Source organism: Bacillus cereus group sp. BfR-BA-01309, from assembly GCF_022664315.1.
Taxonomy (GTDB): Bacteria; Bacillota; Bacilli; order Bacillales; family Bacillaceae_G; genus Bacillus_A; species Bacillus_A mobilis.
Window position 1 is genome coordinate 1 of record NZ_JAKUHE010000021.1, and the last position, 24,743, is coordinate 24,743.

Sequence of the window (24,743 nt, forward strand, 5' to 3'; positions counted from 1 at the left end):
AACTCTCCAATAAAGTTAGTTTGTCTAGCATCTAAAAATAAAAATTGACGTTTCACGTTGTTTGTTTCGTTCAGTTTTCAAAGAACTACTTAGCCGCTCATTTGCGACTTCCTTATGTTAACATCTTCGTTTTTCGATGTCAACTAAGTTTTTCAATTTCTTTTTTGTCGTCTTCTGCGTTTCTGTATCAGCGACGTTTATTAATTTATCATATAATATCTATTAACGTCAACACTTTTTAATAAAAAGTTCTTTTCCTTACATAACGCATACATTCTTCTGCATTAGCGACTCTTCGAAACAAACAAAAAATGATTTTATATCTTTCCTCCATCGCCTTTTTTACAACGTCATGAATACGTTCATCTTCAAAATCAAATAAAAGTTCTTCTAACTCTCTCTTCAATATGTATTCCATTTCTTTTTTCTCTTCTTTCGTTAACATAAACCCAAGCAAATCATCACCTCAATCATTTCCTACAAAGCAATAAACGTTTCGCTCATTTTCACTTATCAAAATCCTATCATTCATTATATCCACTGCTTACGATATTAATCCTTTGTTCTCTTTTTAATATTTAAAGCATATATGTAACTGAAAAGGATTGGACAAAGGGGCGTAATATTATGTTTTTCTTTTTTATTACGAGTAAAAGAAATTTTAAACACATTAGCTTAATAGTGATACTTTCCTTATTTACAGCATGGCTTCTCTTTTTAAAAACATATTCACACGAATCCGCTTTTTCAACCGCTACAGGACCTAAAGTTATTTACAAAGGCGACACCTCTAAAAAACAAGTTGCATTCACATTTGATATTAGTTGGGGAGACAAAAAAGCAATTCCAATCCTTGATACACTTAAAGAAAAAGACATTAAGAATGCAACCTTCTTCCTTTCTGCTGCATGGGCAGAAAGACACCCTGATGTTGTTGAACGCATCATAAAAGATGGACATGAAATCGGTAGTATGGGCTATAATTACACGTCCTACACTTCTCTAGAGACAAATGAAATACGAAGAGATCTTTTACGAGCGCAAGATGTTTTTACAAAACTCGGCGTGAAACAAGTCAAGCTATTGCGTCCACCTAGTGGAGACTTTAACAAAGCAACACTTAAAATAGCAGAATCACTCGGATACACCATCGTTCATTGGAGTAATAACTCAAACGATTGGAAAAACCCTGGTGTAAACAATATCGTTTCCACCGTCTCTAATAATTTAAAAGGTGGAGATATCGTCTTATTACACGCATCCGATTCTGCCCTTCAAACAAACAAAGCTTTACCACTGCTTCTGCAAAAATTAAAGAGTGACGGATATGAGCAAATATCCGTATCACAACTTATTTCCAACACAAGTACGAAAAGTAAAGATGTACAGTAATTCTTTTCCATTGTGCCTTCACACATAAAAAGCTCTATTACCTTTCATTCAGGTAATAGAGCTTTTTTCATTCGTACAAACTCTCTTATATTAGGCTGACTTACTCCTCTTTCCAATTAAACGATGTAATATAAGTAACTGATATGCATTACATAATAAAAGTGGTATCACCATTAAATATAACCAATCTGTATCATTAATCCGAAGAGCTGGTACCCATTCAAGAATTGTTACAACAACCATAAAGAACAAAGCGGGCACAAATGCCTTTTTATTTGTTTCCTTACTTTTTATGTAAGCAACAATGGCCCCGAACATAAATAACACACCAGCAACAAGTATGTTATTCCCTAATGAAACTTCCCCATTTGCAATCAATACAGATCTTAAATACACGAAATCAAACAAAACAAATGCAATAAAGAAGAGCTGGACTGCATTCCATAAAGATGGTGAACGGAACATACCTAACCCAAAACGATGGATTGTTAAATAAGCAAAGAATCCCATCTGACTTATAACACTAAAAATAAATCCTACACCCATCAACCAAAAGGAAACTGCTAGAATCTCCTTTCCGTCGAAATTTTGAAAAAATTTAGCGTACTTGTCCCACTCTAAAACAAACCCAAGTATAACCGTGCTAATCCCACCAAGAAACAACGTCGTAAAAAATAGTCGTACCCACTTGCGGCTATTCACAACACATCCCCCATTATCCTTATATTTCTAATTAAATTGTATCAATGACAATTTCAAAAAGCTAGCCATGTTCATGTATAAATTCCCTAAAGATATTTATATTAAAAAGAGAGAACTGTGCTGAAAGGAGTTCCAACTTATGAAACGGATGCTACTCGTTTTGACTTCTTCTTTTCTATTCCTCGCACTTGTAGCGTGTGCACAAGGAAAAGAAGCAAAGTCCGAACTTGATTACGATCAAACGAAGAAAATGATTGTTGATATTTTAAAAACCGATCAAGGTAAGAAAGCCATTCAAGATGTGTTAACTGATGAAAAAATGAAACAAGCACTCATACTAGATGAAACAGTAGTAAAGAAAACGATTGAAGATGCAATGGTATCCGACAAAGGGCAACAATTCTGGGAAAAGCTCTTTAAAGACCCTGAGTTCTCATCGAAATTCGCTAAAAGTATGGGGAAAGAACAAACAACCTTAATGAAAACATTACTAAAAGACCCTGAATACCAAGCAGGCGTTATAGAAATTATGAAGAACCCTGAAGTAGAAAAAATGATGTTACAAACGATGAAGAGCAAAGAATACCGTCAATATTTACAACAAGTACTAACCGAAACTGCTGAAAGCCCACTCTTCCAAGCTAAGATGATTGATATTATTAGTAAAGGTGTACAAAAGGCTGAAAAAAGTGGATCTGATAAAAAAGAAGCCGGCGGTGAAGGTGGTTCCCAAGGCGGTAAAAAGGAACAGCAGTAAAAATTATAACGATAATAATGAGTGGACAATATATGTATCGTCCACTCATTATTATTTTATTTTTGCGCGACAGCTATTTTATCAATTACAGTCTCAGCTATCGTGCGATAAATAAGACCTGTCGTATGTGTATCTTCATATACTGATGGCGCAAAGTCTTCTTTATTCCAATCAGGTTGTTGAAGTGGGATTCGGCCAAGTACTTCAGTTTGAAGTTCTGTAGCTAATTTATCTCCTCCACCTCTTCCGAACACATATTCTTTTTCACCAGTTGTTTTACTTTCAAAATACGCCATATTTTCAACAACACCAAGAATACTATGTTCTGTACGTAAAGCCATGGCTCCGGCACGCGCTGCTACAAATGCCGCTGTTGGATGTGGCGTTGTTACAATAATCTCTTTACAAGCTGGCAACATCGAATGTAAGTCTAGCGCAACATCACCTGTACCCGGTGGTAAATCTAAAACTAAATAGTCTAAATCGCCCCATTCTACTTCTGTGAAGAAGTGATTTAACATTTTCCCAAGCATAGGTCCTCTCCAAATAACCGGTGCATTATCTTCTACAAAGAATCCCATTGAGATTACCTTTACACCTAGACGCTCCACTGGAATAATTTTATCCCCTCTTACAACAGGACGTTTTTCTATCCCCATCATATCCGGTACGCTAAAACCGTAAATATCGGCATCAATGATACCAACCTTTTTCCCTAGACGAGCTAGAGCAATAGCAAGGTTAACAGAAACTGTTGATTTCCCTACCCCACCTTTTCCACTCGCCACTGCTAAAAATGTTGTTTTTGAATTTGGTGACAATAAAGATTCAGCTTGCTCTTCTTCTTGTTCCGATGCAAACTGAGCTAATTCCTCTTCTGTAAATTCTGCAAAGCGAAGCCCTACTGTTGCTGCTCCTAATTCTTTTACTAACTTTACAATTCCAGATTGCAATTGCATTTGTTCCGCTGTACCGGTTTTTACGATTGCAATTTTAACACTTACATGTTCCTTCTCAGGCTTAACTGTAACCTCTTTAATTGCCCCTGTTTCTTTTAACGTTTTATGTAAAAACGGATCTACAACCCCTTCTAACGCTTCCACTACTTGCTCTTTCGTTACCATGATTAGCCCCCTGTATGAAAAATAACGTAATGTTAATTAAATTTATCTCTCTTTATTTTTTAAATAAATGCGTTTACATTTCCAGTATAACATATTTTCGGAAAACTTCGTTAATGAGAGAAACTCAAAAAATCCTCCTTATTCTGGAGGATTTCCTTTTTCCGTGAAATAGCGTAATATACCACGATATACTGCAGCCGCTACCTTTTGCTGATATTTCTCCGAATTTAACATATACCTTTCGTTTACATTCGATAAAAAGCCAGCTTCAATTAAAGCACCTGGTGTTTTCGCATACTTTAATAAATACACATGAGAAATTGTTTTAGCAGAACGATTCGTATTCTCTAAACTCGTCCTCAATTCAGCTTGTATAAATTTCGCAGCACGTTCATTTTCAATCGAAGAACGGTAATAGAACGTTTGTGCGCCTTTCGATCCACTACTAGTTAAAGCATTTAAATGAATACTCGCAAAAAAGTCTACATCAGGTTTATTAATAATCTCTACACGCTTTTTTAAATCCTCTGCTTTACGTCTACTATATGATTTTGTATCTTTCTGAGCTAAATCATAATCTCCCTCACGTGTTAAAATAACTAGCGCACCTTGTTCCTGTAAATAATCTTGTACCTTCTTTGTAATCTCAAGCGTAATATCTTTTTCTATAATATCTTTTCCACCAACAGCCCCTCCGTCTGGCCCACCATGCCCAGCATCTAATACAATCACTTTCCCTGATAAGGGTAAATTCCACGCTCGCCACGATTTTGTAATTTGAAATTCTTGTTTGACTAAAAAAAACAAAACAACCGCAGCGAGTGCAAAAGAGATAATTCGAATTCTCTTCATACCTTTCCTCCTCCAGCTAGTCCCTCTAATTACTTATATGGGACAAGAGGAAAGTTTATGCTTGTCTTAATGAAGCTTTAATCGATATCTTCTTTCACCTTTTTCATATCCTTCCTGCCACCATAAGCCAATAAACTGCTGACAAGATTCAAAAAGTAATTCCTCATCTTGTAACTTAATTTCCCTCATAGTCATGCTCGTTAAAAATTGAAATAGTGTTTCCGTTAATTGTTGCTCTTCTTCTAAGGCTCTATATTTCACATCAAAGAATGATTCACCATAATAACCAAACTTACTGTATCTCGCTCCTAATAAATACGATTCTATCCCTAATTCAATACAGTAATCTTCATACTGACGATGAAGTTCCTGCATCTGAAAGGCATCTCTAATATTTGAACGTAATGTTTTTAGTGATAATTCTCGCAGCATCTTCCGTTCATATTTCAACTGCTTCTCTTTTTGTTTTTCTTGTAAGCTGACAATGACATTCATAGTACTTATAACCCTCCCTAATACGTATTAGTCTAAACTTCTAAAGAAGAAGCATACGCGAGAGGATAGCACTAAAATATTCCAAACTACAAAAATTCCAAAAGAGGAATGAAACATAAAAAAACCCCAACCAAAATGGTTGGGGTTTGTAGTTCGCAAAAATTAACGTTTTGAGAACTGAGGTGCACGACGTGCGCCTTTAAGACCGTATTTTTTACGCTCTTTCATACGTGCGTCACGAGTTAATAGACCTGCACGTTTTAGTGTTAGACGGTATTCTGGATCAGCTTTTAATAAAGCGCGAGAAATACCGTGACGAATAGCACCAGCTTGACCAGTGTATCCACCACCATTTACGTTTACAAGTACATCGTAGTTACCTAAAGTTTCTGTTGCAACTAGAGGTTGTTTCACTACTTCACGTAATGCAGCAAATGGGATATAGTTTTCAAAATCACGACCGTTAATGATAACGCGTCCTTCGCCTGGAACTAGGCGTACGCGCGCTACTGAACTCTTACGACGTCCAGTGCCATAGTATTGAACCTGTGCCAAAGTAAGCCCTCCTTTAATTAATTATCCGCGAAGTTCGTAAACTTCTGGTTTTTGTGCTTGGTGTGGATGCTCTGCTCCAGCATACACGTTTAGTTTCTTAGAAACTTGACGGCCTAAGCGTCCTTTTGGAAGCATGCCTTTAATTGCAAGCTCTAACATTTGTACAGGGTAGTTTGTACGCATTTCTAGAGCTGTTCTTTGTTTAAGTCCACCTGGGTGGTTAGTGTGACGGTAGTAAATTTTATCGTTTAATTTATTACCTGTTAAATGAATTTTCTCAGCGTTAATAATAATTACATGATCACCCGTGTCAACGTGTGGTGTAAATGTAGGTTTGTTTTTACCGCGTAAAATAGATGCTACTTCCGTAGATAGGCGACCTAAAGTTTGACCTTCAGCATCAACCACATACCATTTACGCTCAACTTCGTTAGCTTTTGCCATAAAAGTCGTACGCATGTGTTTCCCTCCTCGTTATCTTTTCCATAGAAAAAATCTATTGTTTATCTTAAACACGATTTCCTTCCGGGGCTAATCGTGGTTTTAGAAACAATACCATATGTTATGATATACTTTTGAGTTTCTAATGTCAAGCAAATGTTACACCAGGATTAGTTGTTATAGTTTACCTGCCATAAGTAAAGCCCATGACCAGGAGCCATCTTTCCAGCAAACTGACGATTTTGTTTCGCTAGAATCTCTGGAATGCTGTCTGGATCAAGCTTTCCTTGCCCTACGTTCAGTAACGTACCAACAATAATTCTGACCATATTATATAAAAATCCATTACCTACAAAACGAAAAATTAATTCATCGTCTTGCTCAATTAGCTCAATTTCATAAATTGTTCTCACTTTATCTTTTTTGTCAGTTTTTGCCGAACAAAAAGAAGTGAAATCATGCGTTCCAATAAAATAAGGGATCGCTTTTCTTATAGAGTTTATTTCGAGCGGATATGGATATTGATATACGTAATTTCTACGGAATACATCCGCAGTCTTTGATAATAACACACGATAACGATATTCTTTTCTCTCAACACCGTAACGCGCATGAAATTCTTCTGTTTTTTTCTCTACCTGTCTGATCACAATATCATCTGGCAACATTGTGTTTAATGCATTACCCCATTGCCACTCTTCAAGAGACAACGGTGTATCAAAGTGTATAACCTGTCCTTTAGCGTGAACGGTAGAATCCGTTCTGCCCGATGCCTGAACACGAACAAGTTCTCCTTTATGCAATTTCTGCAAAGCTTTTTCAATCTCTTGTTGAACAGTACGATGCTGCGGCTGAATTTGATAACCACAAAAATGCATGCCATCATATGCAACCGTACATTTTATTCTATCCATTTCTCCATTCTCCATTACGATCGCACCCATGCCAAAATACAAGCTAAGCAAAGTAAGCTTATAATCGTTACTGTATCGCTTGTTTTCCAGCGTAGTTGCCTAAATTTAGTACGTCCTTCGCCACTTTGATATCCACGAGCCTCCATAGCAATTGCTAAGTCCTCAGCACGCTTAAAAGCACTGATAAATAGAGGAACCAGTAGTGAGATAATAGCTTTCATCCTATCTTTTATCGGTCCTCCTGCGAAATCAATACCACGTGACGATTGTGCTTTCATTATTTTACTCGTTTCATCCATTAATGTCGGAATAAAACGAAGAGAAATTGACATCATTAATGCGATTTCATGAACAGGAACTTTTATACGCTTCAACGGCTTTAATAACGTCTCCAAACCATCTGTAATCTCAATAGGTGTCGTCGTTAACGTTAATAATGTCGTCATTAAAATAATAACGAAGAATCGTATAGAAATGTATATTCCTTGCTCTAATCCTTTTTCATGTATTGAAAACCAACCAAGCTGGAATAGTACTTCCCCTTCTTTATTTGTAAAAATATGCAGGAAAAATGTAAAAAGAAAAATCCATAGAATTGGTTTTAAGCCCGAAAGTACATAACGAATCGGCACTTTTGCAAAAAATAAAGCAATGAGTGCATATAAAAATAAAAATCCATATGAAATCGCATTATTTGCTAAGAAAACAACAAATACATATAAAAAGACAATCAGCAGCTTCGTACGTGGATCAAGTTGATGAATAAGAGAATTCCCTGGAATATACCTTCCAATAATCAACTGCTGCATGATTCATGACCACCTTTTCGTAACACCTGCACAACTTCATGAGTAAGATCCTCTAAAGATAAGGTAGCCTTTGGGATTGAAATGCCAAACTTTTCTTCAATTGCACGTTTATACTTTAAAGACATAGGAAGATCCACGCCAATTTTCTCTAGTTCATCAGCATGTGAAAATACTTCCTCTGCACTTCCTTGCAAAAAGACCGTTCCTTTATGCATGACTACAATCTGCTCCGCATACTTAGCAGCATCCTCCATATTATGTGTTACTAGGATAACTGTAAGACCTTTTTCCTTATGTAGCTTATAAAACATCTCCATAAGTTCATTCTGCCCTTTTGGATCTAGTCCTGCTGTAGGTTCATCTAATACAAGCACTTCGGGTTCCATCGCCAATACGCCCGCTATCGCAACACGCCTCATTTGTCCACCACTTAACTCAAACGGTGAACGTGTTAACAGTTCTGGTTCTAACCCTACAAGTTCAATTGCCTCTCTTGCCTTTTGCTTCGCTTCTTCTACAGATACCCCAAAATTAGTAGGGCCGAAACAAATATCTTTCTCCACAGTCTCTTCAAACAACTGATGTTCTGGGAATTGAAAGACAACCCCTACTTTTTTACGTAGTGGCTTTAGCTTTTTTTCTTTCTTTCCTGCCGAAATGAAATGTTCACCAATTTGAACTGTGCCATTTGTCGGCTGCAATAAACCATTTAAATGTTGAATCATCGTCGACTTACCTGAACCAGTATGACCGATAATGGCATAATAGCCCCCACTTGGAAACGACACGTCTACATCATAAAGTGCGCGTCTTTCAAATGGAGTTTTATATTGATAACGATGTTCTACTTTTTGGAATGTAATCTCCAAAGTTCGTTCACCAAGCTTTCCATTGTAAGATGCGTATTTTGCAAGAGAATTTCATTTCTTTTTAATAATTCTGCTATTTTCACTGAAAATGGTACATCTAATCCAATTTCCTGGAGCATATGAGAGGATTTGAAAATTTGCTCTGGAGTCCCTTCCTCTAATATTTCTCCCTTATTTAAAATAATGACACGGTCTGATTGTGCCGCTTCTTCTAAATCGTGCGTAATTGATAACACGGTAATACCTTTTTGATTAACAAGTTGTCTAACCGTTTCTACCACTTCACGTCTTCCTTGAGGATCTAGCATTGACGTTGCTTCATCTAATATCAAAATAGATGGCTGAAGTGCTAAAACGCCTGCTATTGCCACTCGCTGTTTTTGCCCACCAGATAACGAATGAGGTTCATCATTAAGAAAATCTTCCATACGGACAAGTTTGAGGGCCTGATCTAATCTTTCTACCATTTGCTCTCTTGGCATTCCGATATTCTCTAAGCCAAAAACAACGTCGTCTTGCACTGTCGTTCCAACAAATTGATTGTCTGGATTTTGAAATACCATCCCAATTTGTTTTCGAACATCCCATACCGTTTCCTCTGATAAAACCATTGTATCATTTACTGTAATAGTCCCTGCTTCCGGCAAAAACAAACCATTCAATAACTTTGCAAGTGTAGACTTCCCTGAACCGTTTTGTCCAATAACAGATACCCATTCTCCCTCATACAAAGAAAATGAAACATCTTTTAATGCATAAGTGGCTGCCCCAGGATATTGAAATGATATATTTTCTGTCCGAAGTTTCTCTTTTTTCAATACAAGGCACCCTTTCCTTCGCCAAGTTAGCCTATTTTTATATTTAAAAAAAAGGGCCATGACCAGTTTCTTGAAAAGAACTGTCCTGCCCTTTTAATTATCATTATACTAACTCGATAATTACCATTGGTGCTGCGTCTCCGCGACGTGGACCAATTTTTGCAATACGAGTGTATCCGCCTTGGCGCTCAGCATAGCGTGGAGCTACATCAGCGAATAATTTTTGAAGTGCATCTTGACCAGTCTCAGCGTTAGCTACTTCATTGCGAATGAAAGCTGCTGCTTGACGACGAGCGTGAAGATCTCCGCGTTTACCTAAAGTGATCATTTTTTCCACTACAGAACGAAGTTCTTTTGCACGAGTTTCTGTCGTTTGGATGCGCTCGTTGATAATTAAATCAGTAGCTAAATCACGTAACATAGCTTTACGTTGCGCACTTGTACGGCCTAATTTTCTGTATGCCATTCGTAGTTCCCTCCTTTGTTGATGGGTTTAAATCCTCAGTCGTCTTTACGTAAACCTAAACCTAATTCCTCAAGTTTATGTTTAACTTCTTCTAAGGATTTACGTCCTAAGTTACGAACTTTCATCATATCTTCTTCTGTTTTGTTCGCAAGCTCTTGTACAGTATTAATTCCTGCACGTTTAAGGCAATTATAAGAACGAACAGAAAGATCTAGTTCCTCGATAGTCATCTCAAGAACTTTCTCTTTTTGATCTTCTTCCTTCTCGACCATAATCTCAGCATTTTGTGCTTCATCAGTTAAACCAACAAAGATATTTAAATGCTCAGTTAAGATTTTGGCACCTAAAGAGATAGCTTCTTTTGGCCCGATGCTTCCATCCGTCCATACATCAAGCGTAAGCTTATCATAATTAGCCACTTGTCCGACACGTGTCTTTTCCACTTGGTAAGTCACACGTGATACTGGAGTATAAATAGAATCAATAGGAATTACTCCTATTGGTTGATCTTCGCTTTTATTTGCATCAGCTGGCGTATACCCACGGCCACGCTTTGCAGTTAAACGCATGCGGAAATGCGCATTTTTTGCTAACGTTGCAATGTGTAAATCTGGATTTAAGATTTCTACATCACTATCGTGAGTAATATCAGCAGCTGTGACAATACCTTCGCCCTGCACATCAATTTCCAACGTCTTCTCTTCTTCAGAGTAGATTTTAAGAGCTAACTTTTTCAAGTTTAAGATGATCGTCGTAACGTCTTCTACTACGCCCTCAACTGTTGAAAATTCATGTAATACGCCATCGATTTGGATAGCAGTAACAGCGGCACCAGGGAGTGAGGATAAAAGAATACGACGTAAGGAGTTACCCAAAGTAGTACCATATCCACGCTCAAGCGGTTCAATTACGAATTTACCATATTTAGCATCTTCGTTAAGTTCAACCGTTTCGATTTTCGGCTTTTCGATTTCAATCATTAACTAAACCCTCCTTCAAAACGTCGAAACCCCGGTTAAACAAAGGGATACCCCCTGTCTAACCGAAAGTCCCCCTTAGGCAGTTCCCGATTGTGCACAACAAGCGATGTTTCTGTACGAAATTTCTCGATAATGCATCATATCCATTATAGACAAAAGGGAAAATTCTATACAGAAAAATTACACACGACGACGTTTTGGTGGACGACATCCATTATGAGGAACTGGAGTAACATCTCTAATTGCTGTTACTTCTAGACCTGCAGCTTGAAGAGCACGAATTGCAGCTTCACGACCAGCACCAGGACCTTTAACAGTAACCTCTAAAGTTTTTAAACCGTGTTCCATTGCAACTTTAGCAGCAGCTTCAGCAGCCATTTGCGCAGCGAATGGAGTAGACTTACGAGATCCACGGAAACCAAGTGCACCAGCACTAGACCAAGAAAGTGCGTTACCATGAGTATCTGTAAGTGTTACGATTGTGTTGTTGAAAGTAGAACGAATATGAGCTATACCAGCTTCAATATTCTTTTTCACACGTTTTTTACGAGTGTTTGTTTTACGTGCCATTGTTAGTTCAACCTCCTTTACTTATTATTTCTTTTTATTTGCTACTGTACGACGTGGACCTTTACGTGTACGAGCATTGTTTTTAGAGTTTTGACCACGAACTGGTAAACCACGACGGTGACGAAGACCACGGTAAGAACCGATCTCCATTAGACGTTTAATGTTAAGAGATACTTCACGACGAAGGTCTCCCTCAACTTTAATACGATCGATGATATCACGGATACGTCCTAGTTCGTCTTCCGTTAAATCACGAACTCGTGTTTCTGAAGAAATACCAGCTTCAGTAAGAATTTTTTCAGCAGTTGTGCGACCAATGCCGAATACGTAAGTTAAAGAAATAACAACGCGTTTGTCTCGAGGAATATCTACACCTGCGATACGTGCCATTCTGAATGCACCTCCTTCTGATTAACCTTGTTTTTGTTTATGTTTAGGGTTTTCACAAATAACCATTACTTTTCCACGTCTACGAATAACTTTACATTTTTCGCAGATTGGTTTAACTGACGGTCTTACTTTCATGTCTCGAACCTCCTTAAAGATTACGGAGTGCTATATTATTTAAAACGGTACGTAATACGACCACGATTTAAATCGTACGGAGATAATTCTACCGTAACTTTGTCTCCTGGTAAAATACGAATGAAGTTCATACGGATTTTACCAGAAACGTGAGCCAATACGACATGCCCATTCTCTAATTCTACTTTGAACATAGCATTTGGCAACGTTTCAAGAACGGTACCTTCGACTTCAATTACATCATCTTTAGCCATTCAATAGTTCTCCCTTCTTCAAATCAGTAACATTTTACACTGCTCTGAAATCCCGGAGAGCCAGCTACTTATAAAGTGGTAAGGATTTCGTATCCTGCTTCTGTAAGAGCAATCGTGTGCTCAAAATGGGCACACCATTTACCATCTACCGTTACCACTGTCCAGTCATCAGATAGTGTTTTTACATATCGTCTTCCTTGATTCACCATCGGCTCAACACAGATGACCATTCCCGGCTTTAATCTAGGGCCTCTATTTGGTGGACCATAGTGCGGGATTTGAGGGTCCTCATGTAAGTCTTGCCCGATTCCGTGACCAACATACTCCCTAACGATCGAGAACCCATTCTCTTCAGCATGGGTTTGAACCGCATGTGAGATATTTGATAATCTTTCGCCTGGTTTTACTTGTTCTAGACCAAGATACAACGATTTTTCTGTGACATCAAGTAGCTTTTGAACAGATTCAGAAATGCTTCCAACTGGATACGTCCATGCAGAATCGCCATGGTACCCATTGTATTTCGCACCAATATCGATACTGATGATATCGCCCTCTTTGAGCTTGCGCTTCCCTGGAATTCCGTGTACAAGCTCTTCATTTACAGAAGCACAAATGCTCCCCGGAAATCCGTTGTATCCTTTAAAAGATGGCGTAGCACCATATTTTTGAATCGTCTTTTCCGCTATTTGATCGAGCTCTTTCGTTGTAATTCCTGGAGTAATGTGCTGTTTCAACTCTTGATGAGTTAAAGCAACGATCCTGCCAGCTTCTCGCATGATTTCTATCTCGCGAGGAGTTTTGCAGATTATCATTACGCTAAGCCTCCGATGAGAACATCGATATCAGCAAATACTTTATTGATATCTTGCTCACCATTAATGCTTTGTAGGTAACCAAGCTCCTCGTAGAAATCAAGCAAAGGTTTTGTTTGCTTAATATTTACATCTAAACGATTTGCTACAGTTTCTTCATTGTCATCAGAGCGTTGATATAATTCGCCACCACATTTATCACACACGTCAGCTTTTGCTGGCGCATTGAATTCTAAGTGGTAAGTCGCACCGCACTCTTTACAAATGCGACGGCCTGTAAGGCGTTTTAATAACAACCCTGAATCCACATTAATGTTTAAAACATAGTCGATTTTTTTGCCAAGATCTTTCATAATCTCTTCAAGAGCTGATGCTTGTGCAACAGTTCGTGGGAAACCGTCTAGTAAGAAACCTCTTACGCAGTCTTCTTGACTTAAACGTTCACGAACGATTCCGATTGTAACTTCATCTGGAACAAGTGCACCTTTATCAATAAAAGATTTTGCTTGTAAACCCATTTCAGTTTCAGCCTTCATAGCTGCACGGAACATATCTCCTGTTGAAATGTGAGGGATGTTATACTTGGCAACAATCTGTTCGGCTTGTGTACCTTTACCAGCACCAGGAAGCCCCATTAAAATTAAGTTCATCCTTGTTCCCCCTCAGAGTACATGAGCATGTAGGGAAGACAATTCTTCCCACTTACTCACTGCTTGATAAACCCTTTGTAATGGCGTTTTACCAGTTGGCTTTCTAGCTGCTTCATTGTTTCTAAAGCAACGCCGACAACGATTAACATACTCGTTCCACCAATCTGTGCAGATGGAGGAAGATTTCCCAGTTTCGTAAAGATAACTGGTAAGATTGCAATCGCTGCTAGGAAAATTGATCCTACAAAGGTCAAACGATACAAGATTTTTGTTAGATATTGTTCCGTATTCTTACCCGGACGAATACCTGGAACATATCCACCTTGTTTGTTTAGATTCTCTGACATTTGCTCTGGATTAACCTGAACAAACGCATAGAAATATGTGAAGGCTACAATGAGCGCAACATATATAATCATTCCCACTGGGTGAGAATAGTTAAAGTTTGCAATGATCCACTGCGATACATCATGATTCGGGAAGAACTGTGCAATAGTTGGAGGCGTAATTAAGAATGAAACAGCAAAAATGACTGGAATAACACCCGCACTATTTACCTTAAGCGGTAAATGTGTGTTTTGTGCTCCAGCATGATTCCCATTCCCTCCTGTTACACGCTTCGCATATTGAATTGGGATCTTTCTAACAGCCTGTTGAATGAAAATAACACCAACAATAACCGCTAGCACAGCTAGTAAGATCAATGCAACTTTAACGATACTCATGAACAATTGATCTCCGATATTTTGAAACTGTTGTTGATACACTTGAGATATAACACTTGGGATCGCTGCAGCAATACCTCCAAAGATAAGGATGGAAATACCATTACCTACACCTTTAGATGTAATCTGTTCGCCTAACCACATTAAAAATGCAGTACCAGCAGTCAGTACCGTAGCAATGTATAAATAAGTGCTCCAACCAGGATTCAAAATTAATTGCCCACCTACCATACCGTTAAAACCGATTGACATACCAAACCCCTGAATAAACGCAAGAACAATTGTAAAGTAACGCGTAAATTGCGTTAGTTTACGACGGCCCATTTCGCCTTGCTTCGACCATTCCGAAAATTTAGGAACAACATCCATCTGCAATAATTGCACGATGATGGATGCTGTAATATACGGCATGATTCCCATCGCGAAGATGGAGAAGTTTTTCAAGGCGCCACCGCCAAATGTATTTAGGATACCTAAGGCATTTAATTGATCTTGTGCTTTCAGTACGTCTCCATTTGTAAATGGCACTGGGATAAACGTGCCAATCCTGAATACGATTAACATCGCTAAAGTGAATAATATTTTACGTCTTATCTCAGCAACGCGCATAAAGTTGGAGATTGTACGAAACATTAGATCACCTCAACTGATCCGCCAGCTGCTTCAATTGCTTCTTTAGCACTTGAAGAGAACTTGTGCGCTTTAACAGTTAGTTTTTTCTCTACTGCGCCGCTTGCAAGAATTTTAACACCGTCGTTTAACTTGCTGATAACGCCAGTTTCCAGCAATAATTCAGGTGTTACTTCTGTACCATCTTCAAAACGATTTAACGTTGTTAAGTTTACAATAGCAAACTCTTTACGGTTAATGTTTGTGAAGCCGCGTTTTGGTAAACGACGGAATAATGGAGTTTGACCACCTTCGAAGCCAAGACGAACACCGCCACCAGAACGTGCGTTTTGTCCTTTATGACCTTTACCAGCAGTTTTACCGTTACCAGAACCGATACCACGACCGACACGGTTACGTACTTTACGAGAACCTTCTGCAGGTTTTAATTCATGAAGTTTCATTCCCAGGCACCTCCTTATATTAATGAGTTATCCTTAAGCTTCTTTTACAGTTATAAGGTGAGAAACTTTGTTGATCATACCAAGAATAGCAGGAGTTTCTTCCTTAACTACAGTTGAATTCAACTTTTTAAGACCTAAAGCTTCTACCGTCGCACGTTGATCTTGTGGACGACCAATTACACTACGAGTGAGGGTAATTTCTAACTTTTTCGCCATTTGTTTTCCCTCCTTAACCTAGTAGCTCTTCTACAGATTTACCGCGTAATTTTGCAACATCTTCAGCGCGCTTAAGTTCGCTTAATCCGTTCACAGTAGCGCGAATCATGTTGATTGGTGTGTTAGAACCAAGAGATTTCGAAAGAATATCTTGTACACCAGCTAATTCAAGTACCGCACGAACAGGTCCACCAGCAATAACACCAGTACCTTCAGCAGCAGGTTTTAAGAATACTTCACCAGCTCCAAAGTGACCGTTGATTGTGTGTGGAATTGTTGTACCAACTAATGGTACAGCGATTAAGTTTTTCTTAGCGTCTTCGATAGCTTTGCGGATTGCGTCTGGTACCTCTTGTGCTTTACCAGTACCGAATCCAACATGACCGTTTTTATCGCCAACTACAACTAGTGCAGCAAAGCGGAAACGACGACCACCCTTAACAACTTTCGCGACACGATTTATCGTAACTACACGTTCTTCAAGTTCTAATTTACTTGGGTCAATGCGATGCATCAATTTTCCCTCCTTTGACCATTAAAATTGTAATCCAGCCTCACGAGCAGCTTCAGCTAGAGCTTTAACACGGCCATGGTATAAGTAACCACCGCGATCGAATACTACTTCTTTAACGCCTTTCTCTACAGCACGCTTAGCAACTGATTCTCCTACTTTCGTAGCAGCTTCAGTATTGCTAGTACCGTTAAGAGCAAGGTCTTTATCAAGAGTAGATGCACTTACTAACGTTACACCATTCACATCATCAATAACTTGAGCGTAAATATGTTGGTTAGAACGGAACACGTTTAAACGTGGACGCTCTGCAGTACCAGTAAGTTTAGCACGTACACGTGCATGTCTTTTCTTACGAGTCGCATTTTTATCAGCTTTAGTGATCATTTTCTTGTCACTCCTTTCTCTCACCTAACGGGTTTACTTAGCAGTTTTACCTTCTTTACGACGAACAACTTCGCCTTCGTAACGAATACCTTTACCTTTATATGGCTCAGGAGCACGTACAGCACGGATGTTAGCAGCAAATTCGCCAACACGTTGCTTGTCGATACCTTTGATTACGATTTTAGTTGGTGCAGGTACTTCAACTTCAATACCTGCTTCCGGAGTCATTTCTACTGGATGAGAATAACCTACGCTTAATACAAGTTTATCACCTTGTTTTTGAGCACGGTAACCTACACCGACTAATTCAAGTCCGCGTGCGAAACCTGCAGTTACACCTTCAACCATGTTTCCGATTAAAGCACGAGTTGTACCGTGTAATGCACGGTGGTCCTTCTGTTCAGATGGACGCTCAACTGTTAATGTATTCTCTTCAATTTTGATAAGCATATCAGCATTGAAAGTACGAGTTAATTCACCTTTAGGGCCTTTTACTGTTACAGTATTGTCTTCTGCAACTGTGATAGTAACACCTGCAGGGATTTCAAGAATCTTTTTACCAATACGAGACATGTGGTCACACCTCCGTTCGTTTTAAATATATATTACCAAACGTATGCTACTACTTCTCCACCAGTTTGTAATTGACGAGCGTCTTTGTCTGTCATTACTCCCTTAGATGTAGAAACAAGAGCGATACCTAATCCGTTAAGTACACGTGGTACTTCATCAGCTTTAGCGTAAACGCGTAAGCCAGGTTTACTGATACGTTTTAATCCAGTGATTACACGTTCATTGTTTGCACCATATTTCAGGAAAATACGAAGGATACCTTGTTTGTTATCCTCGATGTATTCTACATCACGAATGAAACCTTCACGTTTTAAAAGTTCAGCGATCTCTTTTTTGATTTTAGAAGCAGGAACCTCTAATTTCTCATGACGTACCATGTTCGCATTACGGATGCGAGTAAGCATGTCTGCAATTGGATCTGTCATCACCATGTGTTTTACCTCCTTCCCATTTGTGGGTTTTACCAACTAGCTTTTTTAACACCAGGAATTTGACCTTTATATGCAAGTTCACGGAAACAAATACGGCAAAGCTTAAATTTGCGGTATACAGAATGCGGACGACCGCAGCGTTCGCAACGTGTATACTCTTGTACTTTAAACTTAGGAGTACGCTTTTGTTTCGCTATCATAGATTTTTTAGCCACGTTTTCGCCTCCTCTACTTAGCGTTGGCTTCCATTATTTTTGGAATGGCATACCGAATTGTGTTAAAAGTTCACGAGCTTCTTCATCAGTTTTCGCTGTAGTAACGATTACGATGTCCATACCGCGGACTTTGCTTACTTTATCATAATCGATCTCAGGGAAGATAAGTTGCTCTTTAACACCTAATGTGTAGTTCCCACGACCATCAAATGATTTCTTAGAAACACCACGGAAATCACGTACACGTGGTAAAGAAACTGATACTAATTTGTCGAAGAACTCATACATTTGCTCGCCGCGTAAAGTTACTTTCGCACCGATTGGCATACCTTCACGAAGACGGAAACCAGCGATTGATTTTTTAGCACGAGTTACAACAGGCTTTTGACCTGCGATTTGTGTTAATTCTTCTACTGCATTGTCTAAAGCTTTTGAGTTAGATACCGCGTCACCAACACCAGTGTTGATTACGATCTTTTCGATTTTCGGTACTTCCATCACAGATTTATAGTTAAACTTGCTCACTAGAGCAGGAGTAATTTCCTTTTGGAACTTCTCTTTAAGGCGATTCAATGAAGTGACCTCCTTTCTTAAGAAAATTATTTATCTAATAATTCACCAGATTTTTTTGCAATACGAACTTTTTTACCATCTTCTACTTTGAAGCCTACGCGAGTAGGTTCACCTGTTTTAGGATCTAAAACCATAACGTTAGAAACGTGAATAGGTGCTTCTTTAGTAATAATTCCACCTTGTGGATTTAATTGAGATGGCTTAGAGTGTTTTTTAACGATGTTAACACCCTCAACGATAACACGGTTTTGCTTTGGGAAAGCCACAAGGATAACGCCTTGTTTTCCTTTGTCTTTACCAGTGATTACCTGTACTTTATCACCTTTTTTTACATGCATCTTAATTCTGCACCTCCTTAGCAAGGCAATACCTTAAATTATAGAACTTCTGGAGCTAAAGAAACGATCTTCATGAAGTTGCTATCACGTAATTCACGAGCTACTGGTCCGAAGATACGAGTACCACGTGGGCTCTTATCGTCTTTAATGATAACCGCTGCGTTTTCATCAAATTTGATGTAAGAACCGTCCGGACGACGAGCTCCGCTCTTCGTACGTACTACTACTGCTTTAACAACGTCACCTTTTTTAACAACGCCACCTGGTGTTGCTTGTTTTACCGTAGCAACGATAATATCACCGATGTTAGCATATTTACGACCAGAGCCGCCTAATACTTTAATTGTTAAAAGTTCACGTGCACCAGAGTTGTCAGCAACTTTCAAACGAGATTCTTGTTGGATCATCTTATGAAACCTCCCTTCGGACTAAAAATTCCGATTCATCTATTTAGATAATAACCGCTTCTTCAACGATTTCAACTAAACGGAAACGCTTAGTAGCAGAAAGCGGGCGAGTTTCCATGATTTTAACGATATCGCCAAGTTTCGCTTGGTTTTGCTCATCATGGGCTTTGTACTTCTTAGAATACTTAACACGCTTTCCGTACAAGGAATGAGTTTTGTAAGTTTCAACTAAAACTGTAATCGTTTTGTCCATTTTGTCAGACACAACACGACCAGTATAAACTTTGCGTTGGTTACGTTCGCTCACTATGCAAACCTCCCCTCAATTTATCGATTAATTCCGATCTCTCTTTCACGAACTACAGTTTTCATACGAGCAATTGCTTTACGCACTTCACGAATGCGAGTTGGATTCTCTAATTGTCCTGTAGCAAGTTGGAAGCGAAGATTGAACAATTCTTCCTTTAAAGCTTTAACTTTTGTTTCGATTTCGGCAGTGGTTAATTCACGAATATCATTAGTTTTCATTAGATTCACCACCATTTTCTTCACGTTTTACGAATTTACATTTCACAGGTAACTTGTGAGCTGCAAGACGTAATGCTTCGCGTGCTACCTCTTCAGATACACCCGCGATTTCGAACATAATTTTCCCAGGTTTTACTACTGCTACCCAGCCTTCTGGTGCCCCTTTACCGGAACCCATACGTACTTCTAGAGGTTTTGCAGTGTAAGGTTTAGAAGGGAAAATTTTAATCCATACTTTACCGCCACGTTTCATGTAACGAGTCATTGCACGACGAGCAGCTTCGATTTGACGGTTTGTAATCCATGAAGCAGCTTGTGCTTGTAAACCGAATTCACCGAAAGCAATTTCAGTTCCACCTTTTGCACGACCACGCATTTTACCACGATGCTCTCTACGATATTTTACGCGTTTTGGCATTAACATATTATTTTCCTCCTTCCTCAGAAGCTTTCTTTTTTGTAGGAAGGACTTCTCCACGGTAGATCCATACTTTTACGCCTAATTTACCGTATGTTGTATCAGCTTCAACTGCTGCATAGTCAATATCAGCGCGAAGTGTATGAAGTGGAACAGTTCCTTCACTGTAAGATTCTGCACGAGCGATATCAGCTCCGCCAAGACGACCAGAAACCTGTGTTTTAATACCTTTAGCACCTGCACGCATAGCACGTTGAATAACTTGCTTTTGTGCACGACGGAATGATACACGGTTTTCTAATTGACGAGCAATGTTTTCGCCTACTAATTTAGCGTTAAGATCAGCTCTCTTAACTTCTAAAATGTTGATGTGTACACGCTTGCCTGTTAATTGGTTAAGAGCTTTACGAAGTGCTTCAACTTCAGTACCACCTTTACCAATTACCATACCAGGTTTTGCAGTGTGAATTGTAACATTTACACGATTTGCTGCACGTTCGATTTCTACTTTAGCAACAGCAGAATCTTTTAAGCGTACAGTAATGTACTCACGGATTTTGATGTCTTCATGTAATAATGTAGCATAATCTTTCTCTGCGAACCAACGAGATTCCCAGTCACGGATAACGCCGACACGAAGACCAATTGGATTAACCTTTTGACCCATCGATTATCCCTCCTTCTTTTCTGATACCACAACTGTGATGTGGCTTGTGCGTTTGTTAATTTGGCTTGCACGACCCATTGCACGTGGACGGAAACGTTTCAACGTTGGACCTTCGTCAACGAAAACTTTTTCAACAACTAGGTTGTTAATATCCATCTCATAATTGTGCTCTGCATTTGCGATTGCAGATTTTAAAACTTTCTCTACAACTGGAGAAGCAGTTTTTGGTGTGTGGTTAAGGATAGCAATCGCTTCACCCACTTGCTTACCTCGGATTAAGTCTACTACTAAACGAACTTTACGAGGAGCAATACGAACTGTTCTCGCTACTGCTTTAGCTTGCATTGAAGTGCCTCCTCTCATTATCTTCTAGTTTTCTTATCGTCAGCAAGGTGACCTTTATACGTACGAGTTGGTGCGAATTCACCTAACTTATGGCCAACCATATCCTCAGTGATGTACACAGGTACGTGTTTACGACCATCATATACAGCGATTGTGTGTCCGATGAACTGAGGGAAGATTGTTGAACGGCGAGACCAAGTTTTAACAACTTGTTTTTGCTCAGATGCAACTAATTTTTCCATTTTGCTCATTAAGTGATCATCGACAAATGGTCCTTTTTTTAAGCTACGAGCCATTTTGGTGCCTCCCTTCGTGATTGGCGTACGGTTCTAAAAATGAACCGTACTACAATCCCATTATTTTTTACGACGACGAACGATGAATTTGTCAGACGCTTTGTTTTTCTTACGAGTCTTGAATCCAAGAGTTGGTTTACCCCATGGAGACATTGGAGACTTACGTCCGATTGGAGAACGTCCTTCACCACCACCGTGTGGGTGATCAACTGGGTTCATTACAGAACCACGAACTGTTGGGCGTTTACCTAACCAGCGAGAGCGACCTGCTTTACCGATCTTGATAAGTTCGTGTTGTTCGTTACCTACTTGACCGATTGAAGCGCGACAAGCAGATAATACAAGACGTACTTCACCAGAAGTTAAACGTACAAGTACGTATTTACCTTCTTTACCAAGTACTTGAGCAGATGTACCAGCAGAACGAACTAATTGTCCGCCACGACCAGGCTTAAGCTCGATGTTATGAACAACAGTACCTACTGGAATGTTGATTAATGGTAATGCGTTACCGATTTTGATGTCAGCTTCTGGGCCAGACATAACTTCCATACCTACTTCTAAGTTCTTAGGAGCAAGAATGTAACGTTTTTCACCGTCAACGTAGTTAATTAATGCGATATTCGCAGAGCGGTTTGGATCGTATTCGATCGTAGCAACGCGTCCTGGAATTCCATCTTTGTTACGCTTAAAGTCGATGATACGGTATTGACGCTTATGTCCGCCACCTTGATGACGTACAGTAATTTTACCTTGGTTATTACGACCAGCCTTCTTGCTTAAAGGAGCAAGTAATGACTTTTCTGGTCTGTCAGTCGTGATTTCAGCGAAATCATTCGTAGTCATATTACGACGACCGTTAGTAGTTGGATTATACTTTTTAATTCCCATCTCAATTTCCCTCCTTCTTTAGTAAGAATTAAACGCCTTGGAAGATTTCGATTTCTTTGCTGTCAGCAGTTAGCTTAACGATTGCTTTACGACGACGGCTAGTAAAACCAGCGTGACGACCAACGCGTTTTGCTTTCGGCTTGTAGTTCATGATGTTCACTTTTTCTACTTTAACACCAAAGATCGCTTCAAGAGCATCTTTAACTTCTGTTTTATTAGATTTAACGTCCACATCGAACGTGTATTTTTTTTCAGCCATCATTTCCATAGAACGTTCAGTGATAACTGGGCGCTTAATGATATCACGAGGATCTCTCATTATGCAAGCACCTCCTCTACTTTTTCCACTGCCGCTTTTGTCATGATTAGCTTATCATGATGAAGCACGTCTAAAACGTTTACGCCATCAGCAGTGATTACTGTTACTCCAGGGATATTGCGAGCAGATAACTCTACAGATTCGTTTGCATCAGCAGTTACGATAAGAGCTTTCTTCTCAACAGTTAATCCTTTAAGTACTGCTAGCATGTCTTTTGTTTTTGGTGCATTTAACACTAGGTCTTCAAGAACTACAATGTTGTTCTCAACTACTTTAGTAGCTAATGCAGATTTGATTGCTAAACGACGAACCTTCTTAGGAAGTTTGTACGCATAGCTTCTTGGTGTAGGTCCGAATACCGTACCACCACCACGCCATTGAGGAGAGCGGATAGACCCTTGACGAGCACGTCCAGTTCCTTTTTGACGCCATGGTTTACGACCACCACCACGAACTTCAGAACGAGTTTTTACTTTGTGTGTACCTTGACGTAAAGATGCACGTTGCATCATTACAGCTTCGAAAAGTACAGCTTCATTTGGTTCGATACCGAAAATAGCTTCAGCTAATTCGATTTCACCAACCTGTGAACCAGTTTGGTTATATACAGTAACTTTTGGCATTGGAATTCCTCCTTCCTATGTGAATTATTTGCTAACCTTCACAGCGCCTTGAACAACTACAAGAGATTTCTTAGCACCTGGAACGTTACCTTTTACTAGTAATAAGTTGCGCTCAGTGTCAACTTGAACGATTTCTAAGTTTTGGATAGTAACTTGGTCTCCACCCATACGTCCAGCAAGTTTTTTACCTTTGAATACACGGTTCGGAGCAACTGGGCCCATTGAACCTGGACGACGGTGATAGCGAGAACCATGAGACATAGGTCCGCGAGATTGTCCGTGGCGTTTGATAACACCTTGGAAACCTTTACCTTTAGAAATTCCTGTTACGTCAACGATTTCACCTGCAGCGAAAACTTCAACTTTTACCTCTTGACCAACCTCTAATCCGTCCACGTCTGCATCGCGGATTTCGCGAATGAAGCGCTTAGGAGTTGTAGATGCTTTAGCAGTGTGGCCTTGTTCAGGTTTGTTAGTTAACTTTTCACGTTTATCTTCAAATCCTAACTGGATTGCATTGTAGCCATCAGTTTCAGTTGTTTTCTTTTGAAGAACAACGTTTGGATTAGCAGCGATAACTGTTACTGGGATTAACTCACCGTTCTCAGCAAATACTTGAGTCATACCGATCTTTCTTCCTAAGATTCCTTTGGTCATGAGTTACACCTCCTACATTTTTAAGTTATATGAATTATAGTTTGATTTCGATATCTACACCAGACGGTAAGTCTAAACGCATTAATGAATCTACTGTTTGTGGAGTAGGACTCACGATATCGATTAAACGTTTGTGTGTGCGCATTTCGAATTGCTCACGAGAATCTTTGTACTTATGAACAGCACGAAGAATTGTGTAAATAGTCTTCTCAGTTGGTAATGGGATCGGACCAGAAACTGTTGCCCCAGAACGCTTAGCTGTTTCTACAATTTTCTCAGCTGATTGATCAAGAATACGGTGATCATAAGCTTTTAAACGGATACGAATTTTTTCTTTTGCCATTATTTTCCCTCCTTCGTTCGCCTATTTCTAAAATAGACCTTCTCCATGGAAATTTCCCCACACCATGCCATGGCAAAGCGGCCGGGTGTGTCAGCAACCTTCCACTTCATCGCAGTCAAAGACCAACATTGTCTATTATACAATGTTATTCGTCTAGATGCAAGCATCTTTTTGTTTGCATCTGCTTTTCTCTACTTTTGCTATTATACATGGCACTTT

The 24,743-nt window shown here is 39.3% G+C and carries 43 protein-coding genes; 2 read left to right on the forward strand and 41 right to left on the reverse strand.

Features of this window, described 5'->3' with window-relative positions:
• Positions 1-238: 238 nt before the first annotated feature.
• Entirely contained in the window at positions 239-457 is a 219-nt protein-coding gene (locus tag MR115_RS25905) for a hypothetical protein (protein ID WP_000900298.1), read from the reverse strand.
• Between the two features lie 170 nt (positions 458-627).
• Here MR115_RS25905 and pdaB point away from each other — a divergent pair, with 170 nt between their 5' ends.
• Positions 628-1,392 (forward strand): polysaccharide deacetylase family sporulation protein PdaB, encoded by a 765-nt coding sequence (gene pdaB, locus MR115_RS25910; RefSeq protein WP_242243227.1) that lies wholly within the window; start codon positions 628-630, stop codon positions 1,390-1,392.
• Positions 1,393-1,482: 90 nt separating this feature from the next.
• On the opposite strand, the gene kbaA is transcribed toward pdaB, so the two are convergent.
• A complete protein-coding gene (kbaA, locus tag MR115_RS25915; RefSeq protein WP_242243228.1) occupies positions 1,483-2,094 on the reverse strand; it encodes a KinB signaling pathway activation protein KbaA in 612 nt (203 codons plus the stop codon).
• Between the two features lie 139 nt (positions 2,095-2,233).
• On the opposite strand from kbaA, the gene gerD reads away from it, so the two are divergent.
• A complete protein-coding gene (gene gerD / locus MR115_RS25920) occupies positions 2,234-2,851 on the forward strand; it encodes a spore germination protein GerD (protein ID WP_061678366.1) in 618 nt (205 codons plus the stop codon).
• Positions 2,852-2,907: 56 nt separating this feature from the next.
• On the opposite strand, the gene MR115_RS25925 is transcribed toward gerD, so the two are convergent.
• The 39 genes from MR115_RS25925 to rpsJ all read right to left on the reverse strand — a co-directional run bounded on the left by MR115_RS25925 (position 2,908) and on the right by rpsJ (position 24,524).
• Positions 2,908-3,975, reverse strand: coding sequence for an Mrp/NBP35 family ATP-binding protein (locus tag MR115_RS25925; protein ID WP_242243229.1), 1,068 nt, complete (start codon positions 3,973-3,975; stop codon positions 2,908-2,910).
• A 138-nt stretch (positions 3,976-4,113) separates the two neighbouring features.
• On the reverse strand, positions 4,114-4,827 hold the full coding sequence (cwlD, locus tag MR115_RS25930; protein ID WP_000822445.1) for an N-acetylmuramoyl-L-alanine amidase CwlD: 714 nt from the start codon (positions 4,825-4,827) through the stop codon (positions 4,114-4,116).
• Between the two features lie 66 nt (positions 4,828-4,893).
• Positions 4,894-5,322: a YbaK family protein gene (locus tag MR115_RS25935; protein ID WP_001101006.1), complete on the reverse strand. Its 429-nt coding sequence runs from the start codon at positions 5,320-5,322 to the stop codon at positions 4,894-4,896.
• A 162-nt stretch (positions 5,323-5,484) separates the two neighbouring features.
• Positions 5,485-5,877: a 30S ribosomal protein S9 gene (gene rpsI / locus MR115_RS25940; protein ID WP_000079986.1), complete on the reverse strand. Its 393-nt coding sequence runs from the start codon at positions 5,875-5,877 to the stop codon at positions 5,485-5,487.
• Positions 5,878-5,898: 21 nt separating this feature from the next.
• Positions 5,899-6,336 (reverse strand): 50S ribosomal protein L13, encoded by a 438-nt coding sequence (rplM, locus tag MR115_RS25945; RefSeq protein ID WP_001260795.1) that lies wholly within the window; start codon positions 6,334-6,336, stop codon positions 5,899-5,901.
• A 152-nt stretch (positions 6,337-6,488) separates the two neighbouring features.
• On the reverse strand, positions 6,489-7,232 hold the full coding sequence (gene truA, locus MR115_RS25950) for a tRNA pseudouridine(38-40) synthase TruA (RefSeq protein WP_097845671.1): 744 nt from the start codon (positions 7,230-7,232) through the stop codon (positions 6,489-6,491).
• A 14-nt stretch (positions 7,233-7,246) separates the two neighbouring features.
• On the reverse strand, positions 7,247-8,041 hold the full coding sequence (locus tag MR115_RS25955) for an energy-coupling factor transporter transmembrane component T family protein (protein ID WP_001186532.1): 795 nt from the start codon (positions 8,039-8,041) through the stop codon (positions 7,247-7,249).
• Positions 8,029-8,910 (reverse strand): energy-coupling factor ABC transporter ATP-binding protein, encoded by an 882-nt coding sequence (locus tag MR115_RS25960; RefSeq protein ID WP_000406519.1) that lies wholly within the window; start codon positions 8,908-8,910, stop codon positions 8,029-8,031. Before MR115_RS25960 ends, MR115_RS25955 begins: the two co-directional genes overlap by 13 nt.
• Positions 8,886-9,728 carry an energy-coupling factor ABC transporter ATP-binding protein gene (locus tag MR115_RS25965; protein ID WP_000711782.1) on the reverse strand — a complete coding sequence of 281 codons (843 nt, stop codon included), beginning with the start codon at positions 9,726-9,728 and terminating at the stop codon, positions 8,886-8,888. The genes MR115_RS25960 and MR115_RS25965 overlap by 25 nt, the downstream gene beginning before the upstream one ends.
• A gap of 103 nt (positions 9,729-9,831) precedes the next feature.
• Complete coding sequence (gene rplQ, locus MR115_RS25970; RefSeq protein WP_000331490.1) at positions 9,832-10,194, reverse strand: 50S ribosomal protein L17; 363 nt, start codon at positions 10,192-10,194, stop codon at positions 9,832-9,834.
• Between the two features lie 35 nt (positions 10,195-10,229).
• The gene (locus tag MR115_RS25975) at positions 10,230-11,174 is read right to left on the reverse strand and encodes a DNA-directed RNA polymerase subunit alpha (RefSeq protein WP_000569644.1); all 945 of its coding nucleotides are present in this window, start codon (positions 11,172-11,174) and stop codon (positions 10,230-10,232) included.
• 180 nt (positions 11,175-11,354) lie between these two features.
• Entirely contained in the window at positions 11,355-11,744 is a 390-nt protein-coding gene (gene rpsK, locus MR115_RS25980; protein ID WP_000101797.1) for a 30S ribosomal protein S11, read from the reverse strand.
• A gap of 24 nt (positions 11,745-11,768) precedes the next feature.
• The gene (rpsM, locus tag MR115_RS25985; RefSeq protein WP_000090790.1) at positions 11,769-12,134 is read right to left on the reverse strand and encodes a 30S ribosomal protein S13; all 366 of its coding nucleotides are present in this window, start codon (positions 12,132-12,134) and stop codon (positions 11,769-11,771) included.
• A gap of 21 nt (positions 12,135-12,155) precedes the next feature.
• Positions 12,156-12,269, reverse strand: a complete 114-nt coding sequence (gene rpmJ / locus MR115_RS25990; RefSeq protein WP_000868344.1) for a 50S ribosomal protein L36 — start codon at positions 12,267-12,269, stop codon at positions 12,156-12,158.
• 35 nt (positions 12,270-12,304) lie between these two features.
• Positions 12,305-12,523, reverse strand: coding sequence for a translation initiation factor IF-1 (infA, locus tag MR115_RS25995; RefSeq protein WP_001029884.1), 219 nt, complete (start codon positions 12,521-12,523; stop codon positions 12,305-12,307).
• 68 nt (positions 12,524-12,591) lie between these two features.
• Positions 12,592-13,338 (reverse strand): type I methionyl aminopeptidase, encoded by a 747-nt coding sequence (gene map / locus MR115_RS26000; protein ID WP_000582541.1) that lies wholly within the window; start codon positions 13,336-13,338, stop codon positions 12,592-12,594.
• Positions 13,338-13,988, reverse strand: coding sequence for an adenylate kinase (locus tag MR115_RS26005; protein ID WP_001048992.1), 651 nt, complete (start codon positions 13,986-13,988; stop codon positions 13,338-13,340). The genes map and MR115_RS26005 overlap by 1 nt, the downstream gene beginning before the upstream one ends.
• 56 nt (positions 13,989-14,044) lie before the next feature.
• Positions 14,045-15,346, reverse strand: a complete 1,302-nt coding sequence (gene secY / locus MR115_RS26010) for a preprotein translocase subunit SecY (RefSeq protein WP_000490122.1) — start codon at positions 15,344-15,346, stop codon at positions 14,045-14,047.
• Positions 15,346-15,786 carry a 50S ribosomal protein L15 gene (gene rplO / locus MR115_RS26015; protein ID WP_000766082.1) on the reverse strand — a complete coding sequence of 147 codons (441 nt, stop codon included), beginning with the start codon at positions 15,784-15,786 and terminating at the stop codon, positions 15,346-15,348. The genes secY and rplO overlap by 1 nt, the downstream gene beginning before the upstream one ends.
• Positions 15,787-15,819: 33 nt before the next feature.
• A complete protein-coding gene (gene rpmD, locus MR115_RS26020; protein ID WP_001085231.1) occupies positions 15,820-16,002 on the reverse strand; it encodes a 50S ribosomal protein L30 in 183 nt (60 codons plus the stop codon).
• A 13-nt stretch (positions 16,003-16,015) separates the two neighbouring features.
• Positions 16,016-16,516 (reverse strand): 30S ribosomal protein S5, encoded by a 501-nt coding sequence (gene rpsE, locus MR115_RS26025; protein WP_000554646.1) that lies wholly within the window; start codon positions 16,514-16,516, stop codon positions 16,016-16,018.
• A gap of 21 nt (positions 16,517-16,537) precedes the next feature.
• A complete protein-coding gene (rplR, locus tag MR115_RS26030; protein ID WP_000628818.1) occupies positions 16,538-16,900 on the reverse strand; it encodes a 50S ribosomal protein L18 in 363 nt (120 codons plus the stop codon).
• Between the two features lie 33 nt (positions 16,901-16,933).
• Positions 16,934-17,473 (reverse strand): 50S ribosomal protein L6, encoded by a 540-nt coding sequence (gene rplF, locus MR115_RS26035; RefSeq protein WP_061678371.1) that lies wholly within the window; start codon positions 17,471-17,473, stop codon positions 16,934-16,936.
• Positions 17,474-17,505: 32 nt separating this feature from the next.
• The gene (gene rpsH / locus MR115_RS26040; protein ID WP_000245511.1) at positions 17,506-17,904 is read right to left on the reverse strand and encodes a 30S ribosomal protein S8; all 399 of its coding nucleotides are present in this window, start codon (positions 17,902-17,904) and stop codon (positions 17,506-17,508) included.
• Between the two features lie 29 nt (positions 17,905-17,933).
• The gene (gene rpsN, locus MR115_RS26045; protein ID WP_001085700.1) at positions 17,934-18,119 is read right to left on the reverse strand and encodes a 30S ribosomal protein S14; all 186 of its coding nucleotides are present in this window, start codon (positions 18,117-18,119) and stop codon (positions 17,934-17,936) included.
• Positions 18,120-18,152: 33 nt separating this feature from the next.
• Entirely contained in the window at positions 18,153-18,692 is a 540-nt protein-coding gene (gene rplE / locus MR115_RS26050) for a 50S ribosomal protein L5 (protein ID WP_001080829.1), read from the reverse strand.
• A gap of 26 nt (positions 18,693-18,718) precedes the next feature.
• A complete protein-coding gene (gene rplX, locus MR115_RS26055; protein WP_000558201.1) occupies positions 18,719-19,030 on the reverse strand; it encodes a 50S ribosomal protein L24 in 312 nt (103 codons plus the stop codon).
• Positions 19,031-19,068: 38 nt separating this feature from the next.
• Positions 19,069-19,437: a 50S ribosomal protein L14 gene (gene rplN / locus MR115_RS26060; protein ID WP_000615912.1), complete on the reverse strand. Its 369-nt coding sequence runs from the start codon at positions 19,435-19,437 to the stop codon at positions 19,069-19,071.
• 43 nt (positions 19,438-19,480) lie between these two features.
• Positions 19,481-19,744: a 30S ribosomal protein S17 gene (gene rpsQ, locus MR115_RS26065; protein ID WP_000004106.1), complete on the reverse strand. Its 264-nt coding sequence runs from the start codon at positions 19,742-19,744 to the stop codon at positions 19,481-19,483.
• 20 nt (positions 19,745-19,764) lie between these two features.
• Positions 19,765-19,965, reverse strand: a complete 201-nt coding sequence (gene rpmC / locus MR115_RS26070; RefSeq protein WP_000855718.1) for a 50S ribosomal protein L29 — start codon at positions 19,963-19,965, stop codon at positions 19,765-19,767.
• Positions 19,955-20,389 (reverse strand): 50S ribosomal protein L16, encoded by a 435-nt coding sequence (gene rplP / locus MR115_RS26075; protein ID WP_000928969.1) that lies wholly within the window; start codon positions 20,387-20,389, stop codon positions 19,955-19,957. The genes rpmC and rplP overlap by 11 nt, the downstream gene beginning before the upstream one ends.
• A 1-nt stretch (position 20,390) precedes the next feature.
• A complete protein-coding gene (rpsC, locus tag MR115_RS26080) occupies positions 20,391-21,050 on the reverse strand; it encodes a 30S ribosomal protein S3 (protein ID WP_000529958.1) in 660 nt (219 codons plus the stop codon).
• 3 nt (positions 21,051-21,053) lie between these two features.
• Positions 21,054-21,395: a 50S ribosomal protein L22 gene (gene rplV, locus MR115_RS26085; protein ID WP_001148024.1), complete on the reverse strand. Its 342-nt coding sequence runs from the start codon at positions 21,393-21,395 to the stop codon at positions 21,054-21,056.
• Between the two features lie 17 nt (positions 21,396-21,412).
• Positions 21,413-21,691: a 30S ribosomal protein S19 gene (gene rpsS / locus MR115_RS26090; RefSeq protein WP_000124454.1), complete on the reverse strand. Its 279-nt coding sequence runs from the start codon at positions 21,689-21,691 to the stop codon at positions 21,413-21,415.
• A gap of 60 nt (positions 21,692-21,751) precedes the next feature.
• Complete coding sequence (rplB, locus tag MR115_RS26095; RefSeq protein ID WP_000511582.1) at positions 21,752-22,582, reverse strand: 50S ribosomal protein L2; 831 nt, start codon at positions 22,580-22,582, stop codon at positions 21,752-21,754.
• 28 nt (positions 22,583-22,610) lie between these two features.
• A complete protein-coding gene (gene rplW, locus MR115_RS26100; RefSeq protein ID WP_001205558.1) occupies positions 22,611-22,901 on the reverse strand; it encodes a 50S ribosomal protein L23 in 291 nt (96 codons plus the stop codon).
• Entirely contained in the window at positions 22,901-23,524 is a 624-nt protein-coding gene (gene rplD, locus MR115_RS26105; RefSeq protein ID WP_001127258.1) for a 50S ribosomal protein L4, read from the reverse strand. The genes rplW and rplD overlap by 1 nt, the downstream gene beginning before the upstream one ends.
• A gap of 24 nt (positions 23,525-23,548) precedes the next feature.
• Entirely contained in the window at positions 23,549-24,181 is a 633-nt protein-coding gene (rplC, locus tag MR115_RS26110) for a 50S ribosomal protein L3 (protein WP_000160209.1), read from the reverse strand.
• Between the two features lie 34 nt (positions 24,182-24,215).
• Positions 24,216-24,524: a 30S ribosomal protein S10 gene (gene rpsJ, locus MR115_RS26115; protein WP_001040595.1), complete on the reverse strand. Its 309-nt coding sequence runs from the start codon at positions 24,522-24,524 to the stop codon at positions 24,216-24,218.
• Positions 24,525-24,743: the final 219 nt, after the last annotated feature.